At 67.0% G+C, this 22730-nt stretch carries 21 protein-coding genes and 1 pseudogene; 16 read left to right on the forward strand and 6 right to left on the reverse strand.

What is annotated here, in order from left to right; genetic code table 11:
- Positions 1–2: 2 nt before the first annotated feature.
- Positions 3–1862, reverse strand: coding sequence for a methylmalonyl-CoA mutase family protein (locus tag ACIP5Y_RS22955; protein ID WP_400352522.1), 1860 nt, complete (start codon positions 1860–1862; stop codon positions 3–5).
- A gap of 170 nt (positions 1863–2032) precedes the next feature.
- On the opposite strand from ACIP5Y_RS22955, the gene ACIP5Y_RS22960 reads away from it, so the two are divergent.
- On the forward strand, positions 2033–2761 hold the full coding sequence (locus ACIP5Y_RS22960) for a TVP38/TMEM64 family protein (protein ID WP_400352524.1): 729 nt from the start codon (positions 2033–2035) through the stop codon (positions 2759–2761).
- Positions 2762–2773: 12 nt separating this feature from the next.
- Here the strand turns inward: ACIP5Y_RS22960 and ACIP5Y_RS22965 are convergent, their stop codons facing one another.
- Positions 2774–3466 carry a L,D-transpeptidase gene (locus ACIP5Y_RS22965; RefSeq protein ID WP_400352525.1) on the reverse strand — a complete coding sequence of 231 codons (693 nt, stop codon included), beginning with the start codon at positions 3464–3466 and terminating at the stop codon, positions 2774–2776.
- 135 nt (positions 3467–3601) lie between these two features.
- On the opposite strand from ACIP5Y_RS22965, the gene ACIP5Y_RS22970 reads away from it, so the two are divergent.
- Both ACIP5Y_RS22970 and ACIP5Y_RS22975 read left to right on the forward strand, forming a co-directional pair.
- Entirely contained in the window at positions 3602–3991 is a 390-nt protein-coding gene (locus ACIP5Y_RS22970) for a pyridoxamine 5'-phosphate oxidase family protein (protein WP_400352527.1), read from the forward strand.
- 29 nt (positions 3992–4020) lie between these two features.
- Complete coding sequence (locus ACIP5Y_RS22975; RefSeq protein WP_400352529.1) at positions 4021–4845, forward strand: MBL fold metallo-hydrolase; 825 nt, start codon at positions 4021–4023, stop codon at positions 4843–4845.
- A 31-nt stretch (positions 4846–4876) separates the two neighbouring features.
- Here the strand turns inward: ACIP5Y_RS22975 and ACIP5Y_RS22980 are convergent, their stop codons facing one another.
- The 3 genes from ACIP5Y_RS22980 to ACIP5Y_RS22990 form a co-directional block, all read right to left on the reverse strand.
- Positions 4877–5353: an NUDIX domain-containing protein gene (locus ACIP5Y_RS22980; RefSeq protein WP_400352531.1), complete on the reverse strand. Its 477-nt coding sequence runs from the start codon at positions 5351–5353 to the stop codon at positions 4877–4879.
- A 117-nt stretch (positions 5354–5470) separates the two neighbouring features.
- A complete protein-coding gene (locus ACIP5Y_RS22985; RefSeq protein WP_400352533.1) occupies positions 5471–6865 on the reverse strand; it encodes an ABC1 kinase family protein in 1395 nt (464 codons plus the stop codon).
- A 50-nt stretch (positions 6866–6915) separates the two neighbouring features.
- The gene (locus ACIP5Y_RS22990; RefSeq protein WP_400352535.1) at positions 6916–7587 is read right to left on the reverse strand and encodes a TetR/AcrR family transcriptional regulator; all 672 of its coding nucleotides are present in this window, start codon (positions 7585–7587) and stop codon (positions 6916–6918) included.
- 274 nt (positions 7588–7861) lie between these two features.
- Here ACIP5Y_RS22990 and ACIP5Y_RS22995 point away from each other — a divergent pair, with 274 nt between their 5' ends.
- From ACIP5Y_RS22995 to ACIP5Y_RS23035, 9 genes are all read left to right on the forward strand, one after another.
- Positions 7862–8719 (forward strand): SDR family NAD(P)-dependent oxidoreductase, encoded by an 858-nt coding sequence (locus ACIP5Y_RS22995; protein ID WP_400352536.1) that lies wholly within the window; start codon positions 7862–7864, stop codon positions 8717–8719.
- Entirely contained in the window at positions 8716–9597 is an 882-nt protein-coding gene (locus ACIP5Y_RS23000; RefSeq protein ID WP_400352538.1) for an SDR family NAD(P)-dependent oxidoreductase, read from the forward strand. Before ACIP5Y_RS22995 ends, ACIP5Y_RS23000 begins: the two co-directional genes overlap by 4 nt.
- Before the next feature lie 8 nt (positions 9598–9605).
- Complete coding sequence (locus ACIP5Y_RS23005) at positions 9606–11156, forward strand: flavin-containing monooxygenase (RefSeq protein WP_400352540.1); 1551 nt, start codon at positions 9606–9608, stop codon at positions 11154–11156.
- A complete protein-coding gene (locus ACIP5Y_RS23010; protein ID WP_400352542.1) occupies positions 11153–12715 on the forward strand; it encodes a flavin-containing monooxygenase in 1563 nt (520 codons plus the stop codon). The genes ACIP5Y_RS23005 and ACIP5Y_RS23010 overlap by 4 nt, the downstream gene beginning before the upstream one ends.
- Before the next feature lie 29 nt (positions 12716–12744).
- Positions 12745–13359, forward strand: a complete 615-nt coding sequence (locus ACIP5Y_RS23015; protein ID WP_400352543.1) for an SRPBCC family protein — start codon at positions 12745–12747, stop codon at positions 13357–13359.
- Entirely contained in the window at positions 13356–14906 is a 1551-nt protein-coding gene (locus ACIP5Y_RS23020; protein ID WP_400352545.1) for a flavin-containing monooxygenase, read from the forward strand. Before ACIP5Y_RS23015 ends, ACIP5Y_RS23020 begins: the two co-directional genes overlap by 4 nt.
- A gap of 180 nt (positions 14907–15086) precedes the next feature.
- Positions 15087–15914: an ABC transporter permease gene (locus tag ACIP5Y_RS23025; protein ID WP_400353862.1), complete on the forward strand. Its 828-nt coding sequence runs from the start codon at positions 15087–15089 to the stop codon at positions 15912–15914.
- Positions 15911–16969 (forward strand): ABC transporter substrate-binding protein, encoded by a 1059-nt coding sequence (locus tag ACIP5Y_RS23030; RefSeq protein WP_400352547.1) that lies wholly within the window; start codon positions 15911–15913, stop codon positions 16967–16969. Before ACIP5Y_RS23025 ends, ACIP5Y_RS23030 begins: the two co-directional genes overlap by 4 nt.
- A 113-nt stretch (positions 16970–17082) precedes the next feature.
- On the forward strand, positions 17083–17865 hold the full coding sequence (locus ACIP5Y_RS23035) for an ABC transporter ATP-binding protein (RefSeq protein WP_400353864.1): 783 nt from the start codon (positions 17083–17085) through the stop codon (positions 17863–17865).
- An 81-nt stretch (positions 17866–17946) separates the two neighbouring features.
- Here ACIP5Y_RS23035 and ACIP5Y_RS23040 read toward each other — a convergent pair.
- A pseudogene (locus ACIP5Y_RS23040) lies at positions 17947–18279 on the reverse strand (transglycosylase family protein); the annotation flags it as partial.
- A 452-nt stretch (positions 18280–18731) separates the two neighbouring features.
- Between ACIP5Y_RS23040 and ACIP5Y_RS23045 the strand changes: the two are divergent.
- From ACIP5Y_RS23045 to ACIP5Y_RS23060, 4 genes are all read left to right on the forward strand, one after another.
- Positions 18732–19457, forward strand: coding sequence for an IclR family transcriptional regulator (locus tag ACIP5Y_RS23045; RefSeq protein ID WP_400352548.1), 726 nt, complete (start codon positions 18732–18734; stop codon positions 19455–19457).
- A 294-nt stretch (positions 19458–19751) separates the two neighbouring features.
- Positions 19752–20828 carry an ABC transporter substrate-binding protein gene (locus ACIP5Y_RS23050; RefSeq protein WP_400352550.1) on the forward strand — a complete coding sequence of 359 codons (1077 nt, stop codon included), beginning with the start codon at positions 19752–19754 and terminating at the stop codon, positions 20826–20828.
- Positions 20825–21664 carry an ABC transporter ATP-binding protein gene (locus tag ACIP5Y_RS23055; protein WP_400352552.1) on the forward strand — a complete coding sequence of 280 codons (840 nt, stop codon included), beginning with the start codon at positions 20825–20827 and terminating at the stop codon, positions 21662–21664. The genes ACIP5Y_RS23050 and ACIP5Y_RS23055 overlap by 4 nt, the downstream gene beginning before the upstream one ends.
- A gap of 289 nt (positions 21665–21953) precedes the next feature.
- A complete protein-coding gene (locus ACIP5Y_RS23060) occupies positions 21954–22727 on the forward strand; it encodes an ABC transporter permease (RefSeq protein WP_400353865.1) in 774 nt (257 codons plus the stop codon).
- Positions 22728–22730 lie beyond the last annotated feature (3 nt).

The following is a 22730-nucleotide window of genomic DNA, read 5'->3' on the forward strand; positions in this document are numbered from 1 at the left end:
CGCTATGCTCCCAGCTTCTCGAGCAGGCCGGACAGAGCCGTCACCGCATCCATCCGCGCCGTCACGAATCCATCGGGGCGCTGTGCGCCGGACAGGTCCGCCACTGCCTTCTCCGGGCCTGCCAGCAGGACCGTGGTGATGCCCGCGGCGCGCAATGCGTCCGTGGCCCCACCCGCTTCGGTGCCGTAACGTGCGTCCGCGCCGCACAGCACCGCGAGGTGCACGCCGGACTCGGTTGCCGCCGCGCTGATTCCGGCGAGATCGAGGGCACCCGGGTTGACCGATTCGATGCCGCCGGACGCCAGTAGGTTGGCGGTGAAGGTGACACGCACATTGTGCTCCGACACCGGACCCAACGGCACCAACAGCGCCTTCGGCCGCGCACCGTGCGCGGCGAGGAAAGCATCGGAGCGATTACGCAGCGCCTCGAACGCGGCACCGTACGCCGCAGCCGAACTCGCGGCGCGAGCGGCCTCCGACAACGGCTTCTCGGCCAGGTTCGGGAACTCGTTCACACCCGTGACCGCCGTCTTGCGATGTGCCACATCCGAATCACGCTTGGCCTTGGTCGCGGCGATCCGCTCGGCAAGCAAACCCGCCTGCAACGCGGCCAGATAGCCACCGGCTCTCTCGATCTCCTGCATGAACTCCCACGCCTTCGCGGCGAGTTCCTCGGTGAGCGACTCCACGAACCAGGAACCCGCGCCCGGATCCTGCACATGACCCAGGTGGGACTCCTCCAGCAACAGCAACTGCGTATTGCGGGCCATGCGCTCGGAGAACGCCTGCGAGACATCGAGTTCCCCGCCCGGCAAGGCATCATCGAAAGGCAGCACGGTCACGATGTCTGCACCACCCACACCCGCACCGAACGCCGCCAAGGTGGTGCGCAGCATGTTCACCCACGGGTCACGCTGACTCATCATCGCCGGGGAAGTAACAGCCTGCTGCGGAGCATTACCGAACTCCGGGGCACCGCACACCTGCGCCACCCGCGCCCACACGCGTCGTGCGGCACGGAATTTGGCGATGGTCTCGAACTGGTCATCGGTGGCAGCGAAACGGAATTCCAGCTGTCCCAGCGCCTCCGCGATATCCACACCCGCCGCAGTCAGAGCACGCAGGTACTCCAGGCCCGCGGCCACGGCCGCACCCAACTCCTGCGCATCCGAGGCGCCGGCATTATGGAAGGCCACGCCACACACCATGATCGCGCGCACCGACTCCGGCCGCGCCACCGCCTGCTGTGCCAGTGCGATCGCGCCATCCAGGTCGATGGCCTCGCTACCGGCGAACAAGCTGGTCAACGGTGTGGCGCCGAGTTGCACGCGGATACCGGTGCGATCGGCTACCTGGTAGCCGTCGAGGATCGAGAACACCTGGGCCGCGGCCGCATCCGTCTCGGTACCCGCATTCAGGGTCAGCGGTGCGAGCTCGAAGAGCAGGCCGCGCAATGCCACCGGAAGATCGGCGATCGGTACGCCGCGCTCCCCTGCGCCGAGCCACAGCGCGCTCACGCCGTTCTCGAGCGCGAACAGGATCTGCTCATTGACGGCCTTGGCATCCCGGCCGCCGAAGCGCTGGCTCACGAACCAGCCGCGGTGCACATCCCGCTGGGCGTCACCGCCGCGCACGAAGGGGAAGGCGCCGGGCAGCGGCTGCTCGGGCAGCTCGTCGCGACGCGTGTAGAGCGGATTGACGGTCAGCCCGTCGTAGGTCTGGACCGCGAGCAGCTTCTCCGGCTCGTCCGGCAAATCGGCCACATCCACCCTGCGGGCCTTTGCCAGCACCCCGGCGACACCCTTGCGCCAGGCGGCATACTCGGGCACCGGATCGGTGCCCGGGTCGGAAGCAATCGGCATAGCTGCTGTTTCCTTCTTCCACTCACTGACCACATAGCCGATTTCTTGGGCATTCGCCCAGCTCAGCAGCCACTTCGGTTAACGAGCATTCATCGTCTTTATCCTGATGCTAGCGGGACGTTTCCGGATACAGTCGACTGAGTCTCACTACCAGCCGGTAACCTGGCGCGGTGCCAACAACCGTGCGCGGGCCGCTCACCAGCGCCTCCGAACCGCGCAGCCGACTCTTCCAGCAGCTCCGCCGCCTGCGCCGGCCGCGGGTGCTTGCCGTGGTGCTGCTGTGTGTTGTCCTGTTCGCGCTGGCGGCTTTCGCGCCGCATCCGGGGCCGGTGCAGATCCGGCACTGGGCCGATTCGGTCGGGCCGTTGCTACCGCTGGTGTTCTTCGTCCTGCATACGCTGATCTGCATCGCACCGTTTCCGCGCACCGTGTTCACGTTGAGTGCGGGGATGTTGTTCGGGCCGGTTCTGGGCCTGACGCTTGCCATTTCGGCCACCACGCTCAGTGCGGTGCTGGCGCTGTTGCTGGTGCGCGCGGTCGATCATGAACGGGTGCGCGCACGGCTCACCCATCCGACCGTTCAGGCGGTCGATGCCCGGCTGGCGCGGCGCGGGTGGCTGGCGGTCGGGTCGTTGCGGCTCATCGCCTTTGCGCCGTTCTCGATCGTGAACTATTGCGCGGGGCTGTCATCCGTGCGCATGACGCCGTATCTGATCGCGACGCTGATCGGCATCGTGCCGGGCACCATCGGCACGGTGCTGCTGGGTGATGCGCTGACCAATCGCACCTCGCCCGGGCAGATCATTCTCACCGTCGCCTGTCTGGCGGTGGGAATCATCGGGCTGGCGATCGACACCCGCCTCGGCGTGCCGGACCCCGAACCGGAAGTCGCGGGCTGAGTCCCGGCGCCGTTATTCGGCGACGGAGATGTCGATGACCGGATTGTCGGCCGGGTCGAGCCAGCGCATGATGTCGACGAGTGTCGGACCGGGGACGGTCACACAACCGGCCGTCGGATTGCCGTCGCCCACATGCAGGAAGATCGCCGAACCGTTGCCCGGTACGACGGGCGAGCGGTTGTAGTCGATCACCACCGCGTGGTCGTAGGCCGGACCGGCCTCACCCAGATCCTCACCGTCCTCTTCCTTGAACGGGCATGTGCCGGGCGCGCAGGTGTAGTGGGTGTTGTAGTAAGGCGACGTGGGATCCGATACCCACCAATCCTTGTCGGTCACCTGCCGGTAGGGCAGCCGCGTGCCCGGATCGGGCTGAATGCCGAAGGCCTCGGTCAACGGCCAGGTCCCGGCCGGAGTGTGGGCAGTGGTCTCGTTCGCGACGCCGATCCCATCGGCGCCCAGATCCGCGTGCAGCGGACCGAAGACCCGCGTCCAGTGATCGCCGTTGCGCTGCCATGCCGTCAAGCGACCGGCGGTATGCGTCGGCGAACCCGAGACGACAGTGATCAACTGCTGTGCGGGACCGTGATACGAGGGCTGTAGCGCGTCCGTAACCGGCCCGCTGTTCCGTCCGCCGCCACAGGCAGAAACCGCAAAGAAGACCGCTACCGCGGCCAGCACACTGCCGACATGGCGAATTCGAGGCACAACGAACAAGTCTGGCCTATGAACCTGGCAGTCCTCGCATCGGTGCAGGGTGCACGCCTGCGACCGGCGCAGCGGCGTACCGATCCGGGCGAGGTATCCCGCCTCGCTCGGTACGCTGGGGCGATCAGTCAAGTCGTGGCATCCGGCGAGCTCGAGCAGACGCTCACCGGATACGGGAACGCCTACCTGATCACCATCGGCGCGGATATCCGGCCCCATGCCATCGAGGTGCGAGCGGAATTGGACTCACACCGATTCCTTGTCACCGACGCCGGCAACAGCACTCGCCGCAATATCGGCGACCGCAACACCGTCACCCTCCTGTGGCCACCACTCGAACCCGGCGGCTACACCCTCCTCGTCGACGGCCTCGCCACCCTCACCGACCGCGGCATCGAAATCGTGGTCACCCGAGCAGTGCAACACCGCGCCGCGACCGAGAACAGCCAGAACGTGAACGCTTGCGGCAGCGACTGCCACCCGTTACCCGTTACCGCACAACCAGGTTCGTTCCAGATGGAATGAACCTGTAGCGCCGACGGTTGGCGAGGGGCATGACGAATGTGCGAGAGGCGGCCGGGGCGATCAGGGTCGGGGATATCGAGATCATTCCCCTGCTCGACGGGTTCGGGGTCGAGGTTGCCCGCGAGATCCTCGGGCGGCCCGGGGTTTCCGATGCGTGGCATTGCTACCACGAGCATTTGGGGCCCGATGGGACCATCTCCCTACCGCTCGGCGGCTTCGCGGTCCGACGGGACGGACGGGTCAGTCTGGTCGACGCCGGGGTCGGAGCATACGACGATGGGAAGTACGCCGGCGGCGGGCTACCGGACGCCTTGCGAGCCAATGGGATCGCTCCGGAGGATGTCAGCGATGTCGTCTTCACCCATCTACATTTCGATCACATCGGATGGGCGAGCCATCGAGGGCAGGCCTTCTTCCCGAATGCGACCTATCGCGTTCACCGCGCGGACTGGGAATACTTCGTCACGGCACACGATGCCGATCGGCACATCGCCGACACGATGACGGCAGTCGAGAGCCAGGTCGAACTCTTCGACGGCGACCACACCGTGGCGCCCGGCCTGGATGCGGTCCACACACCCGGCCACACGCCCGGCACCACGGTCTACGTGGTCTCCTCCGGCACCGAACGCGCCCTGCTCCTCGGCGATGTCGTCCATTCGGTCGTGCAACTCGGCGAAAGGGACTGGGAAGTCATCTGGGATTTCGATCCGCGAGCAGCCGGCACGGCACGCAATCGCATAGCGGACGAATGCGCCGATACCGACGATCTCGTTGTCGCCGCGCACTTTCCGAACCTGCAATTCGGCCGGATTATCACCACCGGCGGCCAGCGCCGCTTCGTCAGCAACTGAGGCGACCCCTGCCGGAATACTCCGGGATGCGTCAGGCGGGTGGGAAGCCATCTTCGAGGTAGGTGGTGAAACCGGCGGCGCGGGCATGCCGGGCGGCAATGGCTCTGCGCGCCAACAGGTCCGTGAGGCGTGCGATGGCTTCATGGTCGTCGCACCACGCCCAGGAGCGGAGTTCGTCGGCGGGGAGGCGGATCGAATCCCGTTGCGCGGGAGTCAGGGCGCCTCCGTCGTAGACGAAGATCAGGCCTTCGGTTCGCTGCGGGGTCGGTGGGACCCAGTCGACGGCGAGCAGGCGGTCCGGGGAGATGGTCAGGGACAGTTCTTCGGCGATTTCGCGGATTGCTGCTGCGCGGGGGGATTCGTCGGCTTCGATTACGCCGCCCGGTAGTTCCCAGTGGTTCTTGTAGGTGGGTTCCACCAGCAGGATTCGGTCCGACTCGTCGAAGAACAGGACGCTCGCGGCGGCTCGCTTGCGGGGCAGGGATGCGAGGTATTCGATTCTGTCCACCCGCTCAGGCTATGTGTGTTGTCCGGTCCGCCACTTGGGTTCGAGCGCAGGCCGTCTGCCCAGGGTGCCTATCGACACGGACTTGCCGGATAGCCGGGCCCTTGCCGCTGGCACAGGTCAAGCGTGTTCTGTGAGCCATTGCTGTTCCAGCAGGCCCAGTTCCGTGTGGGGGTCGGCGTGGTAGATCCATTCGCGGGCTATGCGGTGCCAGTTGGCGGAGGCGTGGAGTTTGCCGAGGAGGGCGAGGGTGCCGTATTCGACGCGGCGGGCGAAGGCGTGTTCGGCGGGGGCGCGTTGGTCGCGCCAGTGGTCGAAGTAGTCGCGGCGGGGGTCTGCCCAGGTGAAGACGGCGGTGGGGGCGGCGTCGGCGGGGATGCGGATGTCGGCGTCGGTGAGGAGCCAGCCGGAGATTTCGTGGAACATGCGCAGGCATTCGTCGGCGGTGGCGGGGGCGTGCGCGTCGAGGACGCCGTAGGAGACGAGGTGGGCGCGCAGGTCGGCGGCGCGGTATTCGGCGGCGGCTCGGACGCAGTCCATTTCGAATTCGACCGCGGTGTCGTCCATGTGTTTGAAGAGGCCGAAATCGAGGAAGACCACGGTGCCGTCGGGGGCGAGGACGATATTGCCGGGATGGGGGTCGCCGGTGAAGCGGCGGAAGCGCAGCATGGAGCCGGCGTAGAAGCGCATGACGATTTCGCCGACCCGGTCTCGGACCGGAGCGGGCATGGCGGCGATCTCGTCGAAGGCTGCGCCCTCGGCGAATTCGGTGACCAGGACGTGGGTGGTGCAGAGTTCGGAGATCACCTCGGGGATGCGGATGAAGGGGTGGCCGCGGTACATGTCGGCGATGATGCGATGGTTCCCGGCTTCGATGCGGTAGTCGACCTCGGCGACGAAATGCGTGGACAGTTCCCGGAACAGGACGTGATCGTCGAAAACCGGTGTGAGCACCCGCATCATGCGCATGAGCAGGGCCAGGTTCTTGACGTCGGCGCGCACGGCGACATCGATGCCGGGGTATTGCACCTTGACCGCGACCGTACGGCCGTCGGTCAGGCGGGCGCGATAGACCTGTCCGATGGAGGCGGCGCCGATGGGTTCGGCCTCGAAGTCGGTGAAGATCTCGCCGAGCGGGCGGCCGTAGTCGGTTTCGATGACCGCGCGCATGCGTTCGAAGGACACTTGGGGTGCGCGATCGTAGAGTTCGGCGAGCTTGCGCTGGAAGCGTTCTCGCTGTTCCGGCGGGATCGTGGTGCGTCCGAGGACGGCCAGTGGATCGAACATGGACAGTAGTTGGCCTGCCTTCATGGCCAGCCCCTTCATACTGCCCAGCACGGTGACGATGTCCTCGGCAGCGGCGGCCAGGGCGCGTTCGGTGCGGGCGGTGCGTTCCTCCTCGCCCGCGCGGACCACCGACAGTGTGACGCCGGCGCCCCGGACGGCCTGGCCCGCAACGAGTTTACCGAGTTTGGCGCCGCGTAGTACGCGGGAGGTCACTATCTCGTCCGACATCGGAACACCCCTGTTCTGCTGCGGCCGAGATTAACAGACGTGGATGTCGGCTAATCCGGATTCGTGGTGACCCGCAGCCCCGGCGACAGCACGGCCACCACCGTATCGGCGTAGCGGCGGCGGTCGAGTTCGCCTTCACCCTGCAGGGTCCGCATGACCGGAGGGATGGTGAGCGCCATCAACATCCAGGCCACATTGGCCGCATCCAGATCCGCGCGCAGCACACCGGCGTCGACCGCCCGGGCCAGCAGCCGTTCGAGTGTCGCGCCCAGCACCCCGCCCATGCCGAGCAGCCGCGCATTGAGGTCGTCGTCGATGCCGGTGAGGTCGAACAGCAGCGCGCGCATCAGCGCCGGTTCGGATTCGGCGATGTGGCACATCCGGTCCACGGCCGAAACCCACGCTCCCACCAGCGATTCCAGGGTGATCTCGAGATCGGCGAGGCCGGGTTCGAACAGGTCGCCGACGATTTCGCTGAGGATGCGGTCCAGTCCGTAGTCCACGACATCGTCGAGGATGGCGCGTTTGCTGTCGAAGTAGCGGTAGAAGGTGCCGTAGCCGACGCCCACCTCGGTGGCGATATCGGCCGCGGTGGCCGCGGCGTAGCCCTTGGTGGTGAACACCCGGTAGGCGGCCTCGATCAGTTCGCGGCGGCGGCGCTCGGAGTTGCGTTCGTCCCGCGGCCGGCCGGGGCCGCGAGCGGGCTTGGCTGCTTCGGTCATCCAGCACATCGTATGCGGCACAAGCCCCGACGGACGCAGGCGACAGCCGGACAGCTCTTGCCCAGCCGTCCCAGACGGGTGTACTTTAGCTGACACAGCCGTCATCTAATTGACCGCAGGCCCAGCCCACGGTCACAACTTCCATATGCTCACCAGTTTCCGTGATCGATAGATCCCGCGTAATCGTCTGAGACGCATGTTTCCGGGTCCGACAAGGGAGTCACCACATGACCCAGCAATCTCCGTCCGCTCGCACCTCGCGGAGGCCATGGCCATGCCGGTAACAGTGGTGACGGGAGCGGGCAGCGGTATCGGCCGCGCCATCGCACTGCGCTTCGCGCGCCGCGGGCACACCGTGATCGTCGCCGATATCGATGAGCGCACCGGCATTTCGGCGGTCGGGCAGATCCGCGCGGCCGGCGGGCGCGCCGAATTCCACCGCCTCGATGTCGCCGACGCAGAGGCCTGGGACGAGTTCGCCGAGCGCATCTGCCGAGATCACGGCGTGCCCACCGTGGTGGTCAACAATGCCGGGATCCTCATCTCCGGCGGCTTCCTGGAACAATCCGGCGCCGACTGGCGGCGCATGATCGCCATCAACATGCTGGGCCCGCTGCTGGGTTCCCGAGTCTTCGTGCAGCGCATGGCCGATGCGCACGTCCGCGGGCACATCGTGAACATCTGCTCGGTCGGCGCCTTCCTGCCGACCTCGCTGGCCCCCTCCTATGTGACGGCCAAGGCCGGGGCGTGGATGGGCACCCAGGCGCTGCGCGCCGAATTCGCCGGCGCCGGAATCGGAGTCAGCGCCGTCTGCCCGGGCCTCATCTCCACGGCGCTCTCGGCCAATGGCACTCTCGCCGGAGCCGACGACGCCGCCGAGGCGACCTGGGCCGCGAAACTCGATCGCGCCCAGCGTTTCTTCGGCCGCTCCCCCGACCGGGTGGCAGCCGCGGTCGAACGCGCCGTGCGCTGGAACCTGGCCACCGTGCCGGTCGGTATCGAGGCCTGGGCCGGCTGGTATGCCTCGCGGCTGTCCCCGCAACTCGTGCGCGGAATCAGCGGCCTGCTCGCCATGCCGCTGGCCGAACAGGCCGTCGCCCTGTCGGATCGAGTGCTGGGCGGGCGGCGATGAGAACCGTGATCGTGACCGGCGGCGCCGCGGGCATCGGGCGCGCTACCGCGGAACTGTTTGCCGCACAGGGTGATCGAGTGATCATCGCCGATATCGACGAACCCGCGGCGATCGTCGTGGCCGCCGCGATCACCGCGGCCGGCGGCCTCGCCCACGCCTACCGTCTCGACGTCGCCGACGAAGACCGCTGGCAGGAATTCGCCGACTGGTGCGGACGCGAGTTCGGGCCCGCCGACATCCTCGTCAACAATGCCGGAGTCATGGACACCGGCGGCTTCGCCGAGACCAGCGCGGCCCAGTGGCAACGCACGATCGACATCGATCTTATGAGCATCGTCCATGGTTCCCGGGTCTTCGCCCGGCAGATGATCGATGCCGGCGTGCACGGCCACATCGTCAACCTGTCCTCCGCCGCGGCCTTCTTCCCGGCCCGGCTGATTCCGGCCTACGCCTCCGCCAAGGCGGCGGTGCTGATGGCCTCGCAGTCACTGCGAGTCGAGTTGCGCCGCCACGGGATCGGCGTCACCGCCATCTGCCCGGGCGCCATCCGCACGGATCTGCTCGCCCATGGTGAACGCGCCGGTCTGAGCGACTCCGAGCAGGCGGCCTGGCGTTCGGGCACCGGCAGCGTGCAGCAGCTGGCGTTCGCGGGCCCGGACAAGGTGGCCCGTGCCATCGAGCGCGCGGTGCGCCGCGACAGCGCGGTGGTGCCGGTGAATCCGGAAGCGTGGCTGGCCTACGGCCTGTTCCGGCTCTCCCCCGCCGCCATGCGCCTGGCCGGTCGGCTGGGCAGCTTCGCACTCGCCGATGCGCTGCTCCCGCGCGTGCAACCGCTGCTGCCGCGCGTGCAACCACTGCTGAATCGAATCACCAAGTGAGGCAACCGATGAACGACACATCCGACCCGCACTTCGAGGTGGCGGTGATCGGCGCGGGCCCCGGCGGCATCGCCGCTGCGGTCAAGCTGCGCCAAGCCGGCATCGACGATTTCGTCGTGCTCGAACGCGCCGACGAAGTGGGCGGCAGCTGGCACGAGAACCACTATCCCGGTCTGGGCGTGGATATTCCGGCGCTGGCCTACCAATACTCCTTCGCCCGCAATGCCGGCTGGAGCCGCATGTTCCCGCTCGGCGCGGAGGTCAAGCGCTATCACGTGGAGGTGGCGCACCGCTTCGGCGTGCACGAGCGGGTGCGTTTCGGCGCCCGCGTCGACCGCGAGGAGTGGGACGAGGACGGCGGCTGCTGGCGACTGCATCTCGCCGACGGGGACGTGGTCACGGCCCGCTTCCTGATCAGTGCCGTCGGCGCCTTCGTACGGCCGAAGGAAGACGTCGGCATTCCCGGGGCACGCTCGTTCAAAGGCGTGGTGCAACGGCCCAGCTCCTGGGATCACGACTACGACCTCACCGGTCAGCGCGTCGGCATCATCGGCACCGGAGCCAGTGCGGTGCAGATCATTCCGGCTATCGCACCGCGGGTCGGCCATCTCACCGTCTTCCAGCGCACACCGGTGTGGACGCTGCCCAAACCGGACTTCCCGATACCGGCGGCGGCCCAGCGGATCCTGCGCATCCCGGGCGTGCAGCCCGCGGTGCACGGCAGTGCGCTGGTGGTCATCGATCTCGCCTTGCGTGCGGTGGTGGGTCTGCCGGGTGGCGTCATGCATCCGCTCATGGACCGGTTCGACGCCGCCTGCCAGGCCCTCTACCGCCGATACCTGGCCCGGGTGGTCACCGATCCCCGCACGCGGCAGCGCCTCACACCGAATTTCGGGGTGCTCGCCAAGCGCCCCACCATGTCCAACAGCTACTTGCAGGCCTACAACCGCGACAACGTCGATCTGATCACCGAACCGATCGAGAAGATCACCCGCACCGGCGTGCGCACCACCGGCGGCACGCTGCACGGCTTCGACGCGCTCGTGCTCGCGACCGGGTACGAGGTGTTCTCCGATCCGGAAACCTATCGGCCGGGAACCATTCTGGGCCGCAATGGCTTCGACCTCGCCAAGTTCTACAGCGAGGAAGGGTTGCAGGCCTACCAGAGCGTCTCGGTGCCGGGCCTGCCGAACCGGTGGACGCTGGTCGGCCCGTATTCCTGGACCGGATCGGGCTGGCACGCCTTCGTGGAGATGACCGCCGATCACGCGGTGCGGGCCATCACCGAGACCCGCCGCCGCGGTGCCGCGGTGTGCGAGATCCGCAAGGACGCCGCCGACGCCTATCACCGCACGATCTACCGGCGCGGCGCCTCCCTGCGCTACTACCTGGCCGAACTCAACGCACACGTGCCTACCTATTACCGGAACTCCCAGGGCGACACCACCTATGTGCGGCCCTCGGGATTCTTCGAGGCGCGGCGCGGCAATCGCCGTTTTCCGCTCGACGACTACCGCTACGAAACCCGCACCCCGACCCAGAACAGGCAGTATTCATGAGTTCGGATAACTCGCAGCCCACTTACGAGGTGCTGATCGTCGGCGCCGGTTTCGGCGGTCTCGGGGCGGGCACCGCGCTGCGTAAGGCGGGCGTGGAGAACTTCCTCATCATCGACAAATGGGATCGGGTGGGCGGCACTTGGAACGCCAATACCTATCCCGGTGTCGCCGTGGATGTGCCCTCCCCCATCTACAACTTCTCCTTTCAGCAGCGTTCCCGCTGGTCGCGATTCTTCGCGCCCGGCACCGAGATTCAGCGCTATGCCGAGGAGGTCGCCGATGCCCAGGGCCTGCGCTCGAAGCTGCGGCTGGGCTGCGCGGCGCGGGAGGCGGTGTTCGATGAGGACGCCGATCTGTGGCGGGTGACCACCGAGGCGGGTGAGGAGATCACCGCCCGCTACGTCATCAGCGCGGTCGGTGTGCTCGAGCAGCCGAAGGCCCCGGATATCGAGGGGATCGGCGACTACACCGGTACCCTCATGCACACCGCGCGCTGGGATCACTCCTATGACTACCGCGGTAAACGCGTCGCGGTGATCGGCACCGGAGCCACGGCGCTGCAGGTGATTCCGCAACTGGCCGCACAGGTGGCGCAGTTGACGGTGTTCCAGCGCACCGCCATCTGGGTCGCGCCCAAGCCGGACTTCGCCATGGGCGAGGGCCTCAACCGGGTCCTGGACTTCGCGCCCGCACAGCAGACGGTACGGGTGGTCGGCAATCTGGCCGTCAATGCCTTCCTGGGTCTCGGGCTGGCGCTCTCGGATTATCCGCGACTCACCTCCGGTGCGCTGGGCGCGGGCGAAACCTTCTTGAAGGCCTACCTTTTCACGCAGATCCGTGATCGTGACCTGCGTGCGCGGCTGACACCGACCTATCGGCTGGGATGCAAGCGGCCCTCCATCTCCAACGCCTACTTCAAGACCTTCACTCAACCGCACGTCGACCTGATCACCACCCCGATCCAGCGGTTCACCGAGACCGGCATCGTCACCGAGGACGGTCGGGGCAGGGACTTCGACATGATCGTGGCGGCCACCGGGTTCCAGGTCATGGCCAAGGGCGCGACACCGCCGTATCCGGTATTCGGCTGCCGCGCAGTCGAACTCGGCGAGTTCTGGGACACCCGGCTCTATCAGGCCTACGAGGGTGTCTCGGTGCCCGGTTTCCCGAACATGTTCCATATCTTCGGGCCCTACGGGTACGCGCCGGGTTCGGTCATCCCGTTGATCGAAGCCACGGCCGCGCACAGCGCGCGAGTCATCGCGGAATCGCGGCGGCGCGGCGCCACCCGCGCCGAGATCCGCCAGGCACCGCACGATGACTACTTCGCGCGCATGTACGCCCGCAACAAGAACACCTACCTGTTCCAGCAGGGCTGCGCCGAATCGCGCACCTACTACATCAACTATCAGGGTGACGGGCCCGCCTTCCGCGCCACCACGCAAGCCGCAATGGCGTGGAGCAACCGGCATTTCCCGCTCGACCACTACAGCTACACCACCAACCTGCGCAGCGGCGCCCCGCGGAGCGCCGCTGCGCAGGTTCCGGCCGGCCGCTGACCGCTGGGCCCACTCGAACGGAGATTCCCATGCCACTCACCTCCTTCCTGCACACTCAGCACGCCGCGACGCCCCTCGACGATTCCGTCTTCGACACGGCCGCACTGGTTTTCAAGACCGAATACCGTTTCGACGCACCTCCGAGCGCGGTCTGGACCGCTCTCGACGATGATCACGCCTGGAAGTGGCTGCCCTTCCCCGGCGTCGGCGTGCGCTACGACTCACCGGCGCGCGGGGTGGGCGTCGTGCGCGAAATGGGATCGGTGTTCGATCCGTGGCGCTTCGGCTGGATCGAACGCGAACACTTCTGGCGGTACGAACCGAACAAGCGCATCACCTTCGGGGTGGTCAGCGGCAACTGGAGCCAATACCTGCTGGTGCGCCAATACGCCGAGGACGTCACCTTCGACGAAATCGACGGCGGCGGCACCAAGCTCGTGTGGACCGTCGCGGTCACACCACGCGGTCCATTGCGGGCCGCCACCTGGTTCCCGCCCGCCTGGAAACTCGCCTATCACATCGGGTTCGGGCCGGGGATGCGCAAGCGCTTGCGCGCGCTCGCCGCCGGGCAACCCACCCTCACCCCCGTGCCACCGAACGGCGCACGTGCAGCGGCCACCTCGACCACTGGAGAGGGCCGATGACCCGAACCTCGACGGCCGACACCGAATTCGCCGAAACCCTCGAAACGCCGCAACACGAGGTCATCGTGATCGGTGCGGGTATCGGCGGCATCTGCGCCGGAGTGAAACTGCAGGAGATCGGGATCGACGATTTCCTGATCGTCGACCGGGTCGGCGGGCTCGGCGGGACCTGGTACAGCCACCACTATCCCGATGCCGGCTGCGATATCCCCACCACCACCTATCAGTTCTCCTTCGCCCGCAAACCCGACTGGGACCGGCTGTTCGCCAAACGCGACCAGATCCTGGAGTACCTCCGAGAGGTGGCCGCCGATCATGACCTGCCGCGGCACATGCGTTTCGGCGTCAATGTCGTGCAGGAGGTCTGGGACGACACCCACGACCTGTGGCGGCTGCACCTGGAATCCGGTGAGGTACTCACGGCGCGGTTCGTGATCAGCGCGGTCGGGGCCTACATCAATCCCAAACTGTCGCCGAACATTCCGGGGCTCGGTTCCTTCGAGGGTGTGTCCATGCATCCCTCGGACTGGAATCACGACTACGACTTCACCGGAAAGCGGGTCGCCATCATCGGGGTCGGTGCGAGCACCATGCAGATCGCACCCCAGCTCGCACCGCAGGTCGCGAGCCTGGACATCTACCAGCGCACACCACAGGTGTACCTGCCGAAACCCGACTTCGTGCTGCGCAAATGGATGCAGCAACTGCTGGCACTGCCGGGCGGTTCGGCCGCAGCCAACGGCGTCGCGCAGGTGCTGATCGATTCGCTGTTGCGCGTCGCCGTCTACACACCACACCCGTTGTGGCGGCTGGGTGCGCGCGGTATCGATGCCGCCGGGCGGCAGCTGTATGCGGGCTGGGTGCGAATCAAGGTGAAGGACAAGCAGACCCGCGACAAGCTGCGGCCCGGATTCGGCATCGTCTGCATTCGCGGCGGCTGCGGTGGCGGCTATCTGCCGACGCTCAATCGCGGCAATGTCGACCTCATCACCAGCGGCATCGCGGAGGTGACGCCCGACGGTATCCGCACCGCGGACGGGACCGAACGGCCGATCGACGCGCTGGTGCTCTCGACCGGATACGAGGTGTTCTCCGATCCGGAGAGCTACAAACCGGGGACGGTACTGGGCCGCAATGGCTTCGACCTCGGCCTGTTCTACAACACCGAGGAGTTGAAGGCGTACTACAGCACCTCGGTGGCCGGTATACCGAATCGGTTCATCATGATCGGCCCGTATTCGTGGACGGGTACCGCGTTCCATTACTTCGTCGAGAACTCCATGCGTCATATCGCCGCGGTGATCGACGAGACGCGGCGGCGCGGGGCGCGGTCGGTGGAGGTGCGGGCCGAGGCCCAGGAGGAGTTCCACCGCAACATGCTGCGCAGCGGCCGGAATCTGGCCTATTACCTGGAGACTCGCTGCGAGGGCTCGAACAGCTACTTCGTCAATTCGCAGGGTAAGTCGCCCTATATCCGGCCGTGGTCGTTGCTGAAGACCTATCGGCGTGCGGTGCGTTTCGATCGGGACGACTACCGGTATCGGTAGGAGTTGCGATCACGGTGAGTGTGAACCTCGTCCTGGCGGGGCGCGGCGGCCAGGATCGGACCGGACGGTCTCGGCCTGGGATCGCCGCTATCCGAGCAGACAGGACGAGTGCGCACCGTGACGCCATCACCGACCGTTGCCGTCACCGGCGAGCCGCTCGCCTCGGCTCGTCTGTCCGGAGTGTTCCGGGTCGGGCGGGGTGGCGTGCGGGTGCGCGGGCTGGTGGTGCGGCTGGTTTCACTGGTCGCGGTCGTGGCGCTCTGGTGGGCGGTCAGCGCCGCCAAACTGGTTGACGCACAATTCCTTCCGACGCCGCAGGCGGTGTGGCACGCGTTCGTGCGCGCCAACAGCCAGCACGAACTCGCCCCGGGTGTGCCGCGTCAGGTGCGCGGGGAGCAGAACTACTTCCTCTGGGAGCATCTGGTCGCGAGCCTGCAGCGCATCGGGATCGGGGCGGGGGCCGCGGTAGTGCTGGGGCCGCCGGTCGGATTCCTGCTCGGCACTTCCCGCGCGGTCAGCGCGATCGTCGAACCGTACCTCAACTTTCTGCGCATGCTGCCGCCGCTCGGCTATATCGGACTACTGATCGTGTGGTTCGGTATCGGTGACACCTCCAAGGATTGGCTGTTGTTCCTCGCGGCCTTCCCGCCGATCGTCATCTCGACCGTCGCAGGGGTGCAGGGTGTTTCGCAGGATCGGATCAATGCGGCCCGTTCCCTGGGCGCGAACCGGTTGCAGGTGATCACGCGGGTGCTGTTCCCGTCCACCTTGCCCGAGATCATCGGCGGTGTGCGGGTGGCGGTCGGTTTCGCCTGGACCACCGTGGTCGCCGCCGAGCTCAACAATGGCATTCCGGGTATCGGCGGGCTCGCGTATCTGGCGGGGCAGCAATTGAATACGCCGCTCACCGTGGCCTGCATCATCGTCATCGGTCTCACCGCGCTCGCTCTGGACGCGGTCATCAAGTGGATAGGCGCGGTCCTCGTGCCGTGGAAAGGTAGAGCGTGAAGCGCAGTTTCGTGGCGTTGGCGGTAGCCGGAGTCCTCACCGTGGCCCTGGCCGGATGTGTGTCGTCCGGGCGCAGTGATCAGTCGAGCGGCACCGGCGCCAAGGCCGACTGCCCGGTCGCGGTGGACGACAGCTTCACCGGTGCGGTGCGCATCGGATACCAGGACATTCCCAATGGCGATCTGATCGTCAAGGACGCCGGGCTGCTGGAAACCTGCCTGCCCAAGGCCCAGATCAGCTGGTCGAAGTTCGCATCCGGGGCCACGGTCGTGCAGGCGTTCGGCGCCAAATCACTGGACCTGGGCCTGCTCGGCAGTGCGGCTGTGGCGCAGGCGGTTTCGCCGCCGCTGAGCCTGCCGGTGCAGGCCGTGTGGATCCACGATGTGATCGGGCCCGCCGAATCGCTGATCGCCAAGGACGCGAGCATCACCTCGGTGGCGGCGTTGAAGGGCAAGAAGATCGGCGTGCCGTTCGCCAGCACCTCGCACTACAGCCTGCTGGCGGCGCTCGCTGCGGCCGGGATCGAACGCGACGTGACACTGGTCAACCTGCAGCCCGACGCGATCCTCGCCGCCTGGCAGACCGGCGGCATCGACGCGGCCTTCGTCTGGGATCCGACGCTGGCCCAGCTGCAGAAGACCGGACACGTGGTGACCACCGCGGCCGATACCGCCAAGGGCGGCAAACCCACCTACGATCTCGAGGGCGCACGCACCGAGTTCGTGACCGCCAACCCGAAGTTCCTCGCGGTCTGGACGGCAGCGCAGAACTGGGCCGTGCATCAGCTCACCTCCGATCCGCAGGCCGCCGCGACCCACATCTCCGCACAGCTCGGCGTCCCCGTCGACGAGGTCCGCGCGCAGCTCGCCGGATACACCTACCTGGATGCCGCCGCCCAGGCCGGCGCACCCTACCTCGGCAAGCAGCTGGGGTCGGATCTGCAGAGCACGGCACAGTTCCTGTTGAGCCAAGGCCAGATCCAGGGCCTCGCGACCCCGGACAAGTACGCGGCCGCGGTCTACGCCGACGCCGCCACCACGGTGAGCGCGAAGTGATCACCACCCGAGCCGGCCGAACGACCAGAGCGGCCACCCGTGACGGCCGGACGGCCGGCGCGGGTGAGCAAGCGACGACCACCACCAGCGGAGGCCCGGCGTCCGCCGGGCCGGTGCGGCATGATCGGGTGGTGTTGAGGGAGGTCTCCAAGACCTACGTGACGCCGACCGGTGATACGGTCGCGCTCGCCCCCACCGATCTCGTCATCGAACCCGGTGAGTTCGTCAGCATCGTCGGGCCCTCCGGGTGCGGTAAGACCACGCTGCTGCAGCTGCTGGGCGGATTTCTCGAACCCACCACCGGTGCGTTGCTGGTGGGTGCGGATCCGGTGGCCGGGCCGAGTCCGGATCGGGGTGTGGTGTTCCAGTCGCCGACGCTGTATCCGTGGCTGTCGGTGCGCGGCAATATCGAGTTCGGCCCGAAATGCCGTGGCGTGGACCGCCGGACGCGTCGTGTGGCGGCCGAGCGGCTGCTGCGGCTGGTCGGGCTGGCCGATGTGGGCGACAAGAAGCCCTATGAGCTGTCCGGCGGTATGCAGCAGCGGGCGCAGATCGCGCGCGTACTGGTCAACGATCCGCGCATCGTCCTCATGGACGAGCCCTTCGGGGCGCTCGACCAGTTGACTCGGGAGCGCCTGCAGGTGGAGCTGCTGCGGCTGTGGCGGGATGCGGGCAAAACCATTGTGTTCGTGACCCATTCGGTGGAGGAAGCGGTATTCCTCTCGACCCGGGTACTCGTCATGAGCGCCCGGCCCGGACGTGTCATCGTCGATCGGCGCATCGAACTCCCCGGTGACGGGGACGAGGCCGTGCGAGATCTCGGAGTGATCGCGACGCCCGAATTCCAGTCGGTGAAGTCCGAACTGGCGCAGGCGATCTACGACGCGTACAAATAGGTTTTCGAAATGCAATGGGCCCGCTTCGCTGATGGCGAAGCGGGCCCATTGATTTGCTCGTGATGCGAGCGGAGCGCCTTAGAGGTACGCGCCGCAGACGGGCCAGGCGCCCGCGCCCTGGCCGGCGAGCACGTTCTCCGCGACGCGGATCTGCTCGTCACGGCTGGCGTTCGAGGCGCTACCGTTACCGCCGTAGGCGTTCCAGGTGCTCTGGGTGAACTGCAGGCCGCCATAGAAACCGTTGCCGGTGTTGGCGCCCCAGTTTCCGCTGCTCTCGCAGTTTGCGACGGCGTCCCAGTCGTGTCCGGCGGCCGAGGCGGTCGCGGTGGACAGCGCGAACGGGACCGACACGAGTGCGCCGATGGCCGCGGTGGCGGCGAGCATGCGGGTGGTGAGCTTCCGGTTGCGATGCATATGGGATTCCCTGCCTGCGCCCACCGCCCGCCGTGAATCTCACGGGTTCCCGTCCCCAGGGATGTCGGTTGCGTTCGAATCGCGGGACGGGTTAGCCGGTGTTCGGCGATTCGATTTCGGGCTCGGCATGATCCGAGCCGAGAACGACGGTAACGGAACAATCACGTTGAATCACGGGGCGATCACAGCGGGTTGACAAATCGATCTCGACCATACTTATGGAGTTTTCGCAGATAGCATCGAACGCCGCACGAATTACAGTTCTGGAATTAGCACGCGAAATTGTGACGGAGGTCACGAGAAATGCGTGATCCGCATCGCGTAATACAGAACCTTTACGCGACGATCGTGCGGAGCAGACCCCTCGGATCCCCTTGCGTACAACCATTGCCCCAGGTCAGCAAGCTGGTGATAGTTCCGGAGACGTCGTTTCCGGGCCCGCAGGAGGCACCATGACCACCACCGATGAACCACGTTCCGGCGCCCGCGCCGTCGACCGGGCAATAGCGGTGCTCACCTGCTTCGAGGGCGACGATCCCGAGCTGACCCTCAGCGAACTGGCCCAGCTCGCCGATCTGCCGCTGAGCACCACGCACCGGCTCGCCCAGGCCCTCCTGCGCGGGCGACTGCTCGAACAGGACCCGGCGACCGACCGCTACCGCGTCGGACACACCCTGGCTTCGCTCGCCCGGCCCGCCCTCACCCGCCTGGGCCTGGACTCGGCCGCCCCGCACCTGTTCGCGCTGGCCGCGGGGATCCGCATCACCGTCAGCGTCAGCATGGTCGAGCATCGCGATGCGGTCACGGTCTTCCAGGCCCGCCCTCCGGTCTCGTTCTGCCATCACCAAGTGCCGCGGGCGCGGCAGTCGCTGCGGAGCAGCGCGGCGGGGCAGGCGCTGCTCAATCAGGACGGGGTCCGCCGGACCGGGTTCGCCTCCGAGCTGATTCCGACCGATGATCCGATCCGCGCGGTCGCGGTGCCGATCCTCGGCCGTGATCGGCGGGTGCGCGGCGCGCTGGCGGTGCAGGCGCGTTCGGCGCGGCTCGATGACGAGCTGTTGCGCAGCGTGGTGCCCGCCATGCGCATCGCCGCGGGCCGGATCGCGCCCTTGTTCCAAACCGGCGGCGTCACAACCGATCTCGAATCGGTACTGGCGGCCGAATTACGCTCACGGTGATTTCCACATCGTGAAATGGCGGTTGCCCCGCGGCGCGGGGCACCGCACCATGAGAACAACCTGATCATTACCACTTCCGTACTCCTGCAAAGGACCTGGAATGATCCCCTTCATTTCCTTCACGCGGCGCCGCGCGGTCGACCTCATGCGCGTCGCGCCCGGTAGCTGTCGCGCCTGATTCGGCGCCGAATTCCCCGGCCCGCTCACCGAGACCAGGACGCCCCCGCGGCTTTCCTGTGCCTCTCCATGCCCGAATCACGTTGCTCGACAGACGTATTCATCGAAAGAGTCCACATGCACTCCCTCACCCGACCGCGCCGGCGGCGCGCCCTGGCCGCCGTATTCGCCGTCTCCACCGCCGTGGCCGTGCTGTCCGGCTGCGCGAAAACCGACGCCGGCACCACCGCCGACGGCAAGACCGTGGTCCGCTACCAGGGCACCACCGGCCAGGTCGAGGCCTACGAACTGGCCGCCGACCTGGGCTATTTCACCAAGATCCAACTGAAGTGGGAGGGCGACACCACCAGTGGCCCGGCCAATATCCAGGCCGCGGCCACCAAGCAGGTCGAGTTCGGCAGCGCGTTCAACGGGGCGGTCATCAAGCTGATCACCGGGGGCGCGCCGGTGACCTCGGTGCTCAGTTCCTACGGTGCGGACGCGCAGAACTTCACCGGCTACTTCGTGCGCGACGACTCCGGCATCAAGACCGCCCGCGACCTCATCGGCAAGAAGGTCGGCGTCAATACCCTGGGCGCGCACCACGAATTCGTCACCCGGCAGTGGCTGCACGATCAGGGCCTCAGCGATGACGAGATCAAACAGGTGCAACTGGTGGTGCTGCCGCCGGCCAATACCGAGGACGCGCTGCGCAAGGGCCAGATCGACGTGGCGGCGCTGGGCGGTGTCTTCCAGGACACCGCCGTGGCGCGCGGCGGGGTGCACACGCTCTACACCGACAAAGATCTGTTCGGGCAATTCGATTACGGCACTTACGTTTTCCGCAATGACTACCTCGAGCACCATGCGGACGCGGTGGCCGATTTCGTGCAGGGCACCGCGCGGGCCACGCGCTGGCTGCAGGTGACTCCGCACGATGAGGTGGTGGCGCGGATGACCTCGATCATCCAGAAGCGCGGGCGCAATGAGAACGCCGATCTCCTGAAGTACTACAAGTCCTACGGCGTCCCGGTGCCGGGTGCGGTGATCCAGGACCGCGAACTGCAGATCTGGATCGACTGGCTCGTACGCAACGGCCAGCTGCCCGCCGGGAAGATCGCCGCCAAGGACATCTACACCAACAAGTTCAACCCCTACGCCAACGGCACCTACCCGCCCACCAGCGGTCCGAGCGGTGAGGACATCGCGAAATGAGTGATACCGCAATCAAACTCGCGCTCACCGGGGTCCGCAAGGAATTCCGGGTCCGCGGGGAGAAGAGCGCGTTCACCGCGCTCGACGACATCAGCGTGGACGTGCGCGACGGGGAATTCCTGGTACTGGTCGGGCCGAGTGGCTCGGGCAAGTCGACCCTGCTGGATCTGCTGGGCGGGCTGACCCAGCCCAGCGGCGGGCAGATCCTGCTCGACGGCGTCCAGGTGACGGGACCCGGGCTGGATCGCGGGATCGTCTTCCAGCAGTACGCGCTGCTGCCGTGGCGGTCCGCACGGGCGAATATCGAATTCGGCTTGGAGGCCAAGGGAATTCGCCGGCGGGCGCGGCGCGGGATCGCCGAACACTATCTGGAACTGGTGGGCCTGGCCGGATTCGGCGACCGCTACCCGCACGAATTGTCCGGCGGGATGAAGCAGCGTGTCGCCATCGCCCGCAGCCTGGCCTTCGATCCGGAGGTGCTGCTGATGGACGAGCCGTTCGCGGCGCTGGACGCGCAGACCCGGGAATCGTTGCAGGACGAACTGCTCCGCATCTGGCAGACCACCGGCAAGACCATCCTGTTCATCACCCACGGCATCGACGAGGCCGTCTACCTCGGCCAGCGCGTAGCCGTGCTGACCTCGCGACCCGGGCGGATCAAGGCCGTGATCGATATCGACCTCGACCGCGACACCACCGAGGACATCCGCTCCAGCGAACGCTTCCGCGAGATCCGCCACCACATCTGGACGCTGCTGCACGACGAGGTCGCCCGCGCCCAGGACCTGGAGCAGGCCGCCCTGGCCGCCACCGACAGGAGGTCCCCCCATGTCTAGCGCACTGCACATCGACGCGGAAACGCCCCGGCTGCTGCCCGATCCGGCAGTCTCGGCGGCAGCCGAGACTGCCGCACCCGAAGCTGTCCAGCAGGCGTCAAGCATCGCCGGGGCCGCGGCAGATCTCGAATCGGCTCGGGCCGCAGCGCTCCCGACCGGAACAGCCGGCGCTGCGGCGGCACCGACCGAGATCGCAGGGCCCTCACCGGAAGGCAGCGCCACCGGCGACGCGGGCAATGCGGACGACACGACCTCCGAACGGGTGAGCCGTGCAGCGTTCGCGGCACGGATTGCCCGGGCTATCGGGCGGCTCGGGTGGCGGATTCTCAAGCCCACCTTGGTGATCGCGGCCTTCCTCGCGCTGTGGGAAGTGGCGCCGCGGGTGGGGTTGGTCGATCCGATCTTTCTGCCGCCGTTCTCCACCGTGGTGCAGGCCGCGTGGGAGTTGATCCGCAACGGGCAGATGTGGGAGCACATTTCCACCAGTCTGACGCGGTCACTGGCCGGGTTCGCCATCGCACTGGTCGTGGCGGTGCCGGCGGGTGTGGCCATTGCCTGGTATCGGCCGGTGGCCGAATTGCTGAATCCGGTGCTCGAGCTGTTCCGCAATACCGCCGCGCTCGCCCTGCTGCCGGTGTTCATTCTGATTCTCGGTATCGGTGAGACCTCCAAGATCGCGCTGGTGGTCTATGCGGCGTTCTTCCCGATCCTGCTCAATACCATCAGCGGTGTCCGGACCGTCGAACCGCTGCTCATCAAATCCGCGGTGTCGCTGGGATTCTCACCGCTCCGGTTGTTCCAGAAGGTGATTCTGCCCGCGTCGGTGCCCGCGATCTTCACCGGTCTGCGGATGGCGGCGTCGGCGTCCATTCTGGTGCTCATCGCCGCCGAAATGGCCGGTGCGCGCTCGGGTTTGGGTTATCTCATCACCGCGGCACAGCAGAACTTCGAGATTCCGGATATGTATGCCGGGATTCTCGCCATCTCCCTGGTGGGGCTCGCCTATAACGGCGTGCTCGTCGCCATCGAACGCCGCCTGTCCCGGTGGCGCACGCAGCGGTAACAC

Source organism: Nocardia sp. NPDC088792 (assembly GCF_044750615.1).
Taxonomy (GTDB): domain Bacteria; phylum Actinomycetota; class Actinomycetes; order Mycobacteriales; family Mycobacteriaceae; genus Nocardia.

Bases quoted from the DNA above. Each gene is read 5' to 3' on its own strand.
- ACIP5Y_RS22955 (WP_400352522.1), bottom strand. From the start codon at position 1,862: ATGCCGATTGCTTCCGACCCGGGCACCGATCCGGTGCCCGAGTATGCC.
- ACIP5Y_RS22975 (WP_400352529.1), top strand. From the start codon at position 4,021: ATGACGAATGTGCGAGAGGCGGCCGGGGCGATCAGGGTCGGGGATATC.
- ACIP5Y_RS22985 (WP_400352533.1), bottom strand. From the start codon at position 6,865: ATGTCGGACGAGATAGTGACCTCCCGCGTACTACGCGGCGCCAAACTC.
- ACIP5Y_RS22990 (WP_400352535.1), bottom strand. From the start codon at position 7,587: ATGACCGAAGCAGCCAAGCCCGCTCGCGGCCCCGGCCGGCCGCGGGAC.
- ACIP5Y_RS22995 (WP_400352536.1), top strand. From the start codon at position 7,862: ATGCCGGTAACAGTGGTGACGGGAGCGGGCAGCGGTATCGGCCGCGCC.
- ACIP5Y_RS23000 (WP_400352538.1), top strand. From the start codon at position 8,716: ATGAGAACCGTGATCGTGACCGGCGGCGCCGCGGGCATCGGGCGCGCT.
- ACIP5Y_RS23005 (WP_400352540.1), top strand. From the start codon at position 9,606: ATGAACGACACATCCGACCCGCACTTCGAGGTGGCGGTGATCGGCGCG.
- ACIP5Y_RS23010 (WP_400352542.1), top strand. From the start codon at position 11,153: ATGAGTTCGGATAACTCGCAGCCCACTTACGAGGTGCTGATCGTCGGC.
- ACIP5Y_RS23015 (WP_400352543.1), top strand. From the start codon at position 12,745: ATGCCACTCACCTCCTTCCTGCACACTCAGCACGCCGCGACGCCCCTC.
- ACIP5Y_RS23020 (WP_400352545.1), top strand. From the start codon at position 13,356: ATGACCCGAACCTCGACGGCCGACACCGAATTCGCCGAAACCCTCGAA.
- ACIP5Y_RS23045 (WP_400352548.1), top strand. From the start codon at position 18,732: ATGACCACCACCGATGAACCACGTTCCGGCGCCCGCGCCGTCGACCGG.
- ACIP5Y_RS23050 (WP_400352550.1), top strand. From the start codon at position 19,752: ATGCACTCCCTCACCCGACCGCGCCGGCGGCGCGCCCTGGCCGCCGTA.
- ACIP5Y_RS23055 (WP_400352552.1), top strand. From the start codon at position 20,825: ATGAGTGATACCGCAATCAAACTCGCGCTCACCGGGGTCCGCAAGGAA.